Below are 3,021 nucleotides of genomic sequence, written 5' to 3'. Positions count from 1 at the left end.
GCCCCGGAGCCGGTCGCGTCCGAACCCGAGCCCGCCCCGGCGCCGGCACATGTCGCGTCGGCCGAGCCTGAGCACGCCGCCGAGGCCCAGCCGCAGGACGCGCGGATCGACGACGTGATCGAGAGCCTGTCGCAGGCGCTCGGCGCAGCAATCCAGCAGCCGCCGCAGGAGCCCGCGGGCGACGATCCGGCCTCGACCTTCGAGCGCTGGACCGTCCGGCCCCGTCGCACGCAACAGACCTGAGTGATAGACCGCTTTTACACTGATCGTTCGACGTCAGAGGACCGTCGCCGCAGCTGCGGCGGCGGTCCTCGCCGTTCGGGGCCGCCGCTACGGGTCAGCGACGGATGACGACGCTCGCCCCGCCGTAGCTCCTGGCCAGGCTGAACAGGCGGCTGGCATGGCCGGGCGCCAGGCGGACGCAACCATGGCTGGCGCGGCGGCCAAGCTGCCCGACCGAGTAGGTGCCGTGGATCGCGTAGCCGCCGCGGAAGAACATGGCGTGCGGCATCGGCGAGCCGTGATACTTGTGCGAGCGCCACATCGGCGCCATCAGCCCGACCCGGAAGTTGCCGTTCGGCGTCACGTAGCCGCTACGCGCCGTCGAGACCGGCCAATCGTGCGAGAGCGCGCCGTTGACGTAGACGCGCATGCGCTGGCGGGACTGGTCGACCTGAGCCACGATCCCGGCGCTCGCCGGCAGAGTGAGGGCAAGGCAGAGGAGGCCGCCGGCGGCGGGGAGGGCGGCACGGATCTGGGGCACGATGAAGCTCCGGCAATCAAGCAATCCGGCCGATGGACGACACCGTCCGGCGTCGATGTCGACGCGACCGCTACGACTTCAGTGCCCCCTGTACTCTGCCGCGAAAAGGCCGTTTTTCCTGGAGGAACAGGTTTTTGTCACGGGTTCGGCGTGTGGAAATACTCAGCCGCCGTTGAGGCTTGGAGCCAACTTCGCTAGCCTCCGGCAAAATGGGAGGGTGCACGGCAAGCGTGCACGGGCGAAATCATGGCGCAGGCGATGCACGGTTCGACGAGCGTGGCGGGGACCGCGAAGGCGGTCGCCCCGGAGCCCTGGTACAAGGTGCTCTACATCCAGGTGCTGATCGCGATCGCGCTCGGCATCCTGCTCGGCTACGTCGACCCCGGCTGGGGCAAGGCGATGAAGTGGCTTGGCGACGGCTTCATCGCCCTGATCAAGATGATGATCGCGCCGATCATCTTCTGCACCATCGTGCACGGCATCGCCTCGATCGGCGACCTGAAGAAGGTCGGTCGCGTCGGCCTCAAGGCGTTGATCTATTTCGAGGTCGTCTCGAGCTTCGCGCTGCTGATCGGCATCGTCGTCGGCGAGGTCGTCCGGCCGGGCGCGGGATTCGGCGCCGACCTGTCCAAGCTCGACGCCAAGGCGGTCGAGAGCTACGCCAGCAAGGCTGCCGCCGACTCCACCATCGCGCACATCCTGGGCCTCATCCCCAAGAGCTTCTTCGACGCGATGGCCACCGGCGACCTGCTCCAGGTGCTGCTGATCTCGATCCTCACCGGCTGCGTGCTCACCGGAATGGGCGCGAAGGGCGAGGCGATCACCAACGGCATCGACGCCGCCGGCCAGGTGTTCTTCCGCATCATCGGGCTGATCGTGAAGCTCGCCCCGATCGGGGCCTTCGGCGCGATGGCCTTCACGGTCGGCCAGTACGGCATCGGCAAGGTCGTCGACCTCGCCTGGCTCGTGGGCACCTTCTACACCACCTCGCTGCTGTTCATCTTCGTCGTGCTCGGCGGCATCGCGGCGTTCTGTGGGTTCTCGATCTTCAAGTTCCTCGCCTACATCAAGGACGAGCTCCTGATCGTGCTCGGCACCTCCTCGTCTGAGACGGTGCTGCCGCACATGATGACCAAGATGAAGCGCCTCGGCGCCTCGGACTCCGTCGTCGGCCTGGTGATCCCGACGGGTTACTCGTTCAACCTCGACGGCACCAACATCTACATGACGCTCACCACCCTGTTCCTGGCGCAGGCGGTGGGTGCGGACCTGACCTTCGGCCAGTACGCGACGATCTTCCTCGTGGCGATGCTGACCTCGAAGGGCGCCTCCGGGGTCACCGGCGCCGGCTTCATCACCCTGGCCGCGACGCTCGCCGCGATCCCGGGCACCCCCGTCCCGGTGGCGGCGATGACGCTGGTGCTGGGCGTCGACAAGTTCATGTCCGAGTGCCGCGCCCTGACCAACCTCATCGGCAACGGCGTCGCGACGATCGTCGTCTCGCGCTGGGAAGGCGAGCTGGACAAGGCCAAGCTCAACCAGGTGATGGCGCACCCGATCTCCATCGGCACGCACATCTCCGACGAGACGCCCGAGCCGATGACGGTCCAGAGCGGCCCGGCCGCGCCGAAGATCGCCGCCGCGGAGTGAGCGGGTCGCGCACCGGGGCAATCTTCCGCCTCGGCATCGATCTCGGAGGCACGAAGATCGCCGGCATCGTCCTCGATGTCGGCGGTTTCGTTCTGGCGGAGGCTCGGGTGCCGACGCCGCGGAACGACTATGCCGGCACGGTGCGGACGGTCGCGGAGCTCGTCGCCCGGCTCGAGGTGGAGGCCGGCTCGCCCTGCACCGTCGGCGTCGGGATGCCGGGGGCGATCTCGCCGGCGACCGGCCTGGTGAAGAACGCGAACTCGCACTGGCTCAACGGGCGGCCGTTCGGCGCCGACCTCGAAGCCGCGTTCGGGCGTCCCATCCGCATCGAGAACGACGCCAACTGTCTCGCGGTGTCCGAGGCGGTGGATGGCGCGGGCGCCGGGTCGAGCCTCGTCTGGGCTGTGATCCTCGGCACCGGCGTCGGCTCCGGCATCGCCTGGGATCGCAGGCCGCTCGCCGGCCGCGGCCGCATCGCCGGCGAGTGGGGTCACAACCCGCTGCCGAGCCCGGACGACGACGAGCGGCCCGGGCCGGCCTGCTATTGCGGGCGCCACGGCTGCATCGAGACCTGGGTGTCGGGGCCGGCGCTCGCCGCCGACCATGCC

3 protein-coding genes and 1 pseudogene are annotated in these 3,021 nt (G+C 69.0%); 3 read left to right on the top strand and 1 reads right to left on the bottom strand.

The annotated features are described in order from the left end of the window. A pseudogene (locus tag FV222_RS21655) lies at nt 1-243 on the top strand (hypothetical protein); the annotation flags it as partial. A 94-nt stretch (nt 244-337) separates the two neighbouring features. On the opposite strand, the gene FV222_RS21650 reads toward FV222_RS21655, so the two are convergent. Then, nucleotides 338-763: a L,D-transpeptidase gene (locus FV222_RS21650; RefSeq protein ID WP_246685592.1), complete on the bottom strand. Its 426-nt coding sequence runs from the start codon at nt 761-763 to the stop codon at nt 338-340. Between the two features lie 258 nt (nt 764-1,021). On the opposite strand from FV222_RS21650, the gene FV222_RS21645 reads away from it, so the two are divergent. Both FV222_RS21645 and FV222_RS21640 read left to right on the top strand, forming a co-directional pair. Further along, nucleotides 1,022-2,413 carry a dicarboxylate/amino acid:cation symporter gene (locus tag FV222_RS21645; protein ID WP_147752408.1) on the top strand — a complete coding sequence of 464 codons (1,392 nt, stop codon included), beginning with the start codon at nt 1,022-1,024 and terminating at the stop codon, nt 2,411-2,413. Continuing rightward, on the top strand, nt 2,410-3,021 hold a 612-nt coding region (locus tag FV222_RS21640; RefSeq protein ID WP_246685591.1), incomplete at its 3' end, for an ROK family protein. The genes FV222_RS21645 and FV222_RS21640, both read left to right, overlap by 4 nt.

Origin of the sequence: Methylobacterium sp. WL103 (genome assembly GCF_008039885.1) — a bacterium.
Lineage (GTDB): Bacteria > Pseudomonadota > Alphaproteobacteria > Rhizobiales > Beijerinckiaceae > Methylobacterium > Methylobacterium cerastii.
This window is presented reverse-complemented; position numbering and strand designations above follow the sequence as displayed.

Excerpts from the sequence above, each read along its gene's own strand:
- FV222_RS21645 (WP_147752408.1), top strand. The coding sequence starts at position 1,022 with ATGCACGGTTCGACGAGCGTGGCGGGGACCGCGAAGGCGGTCGCCCCG.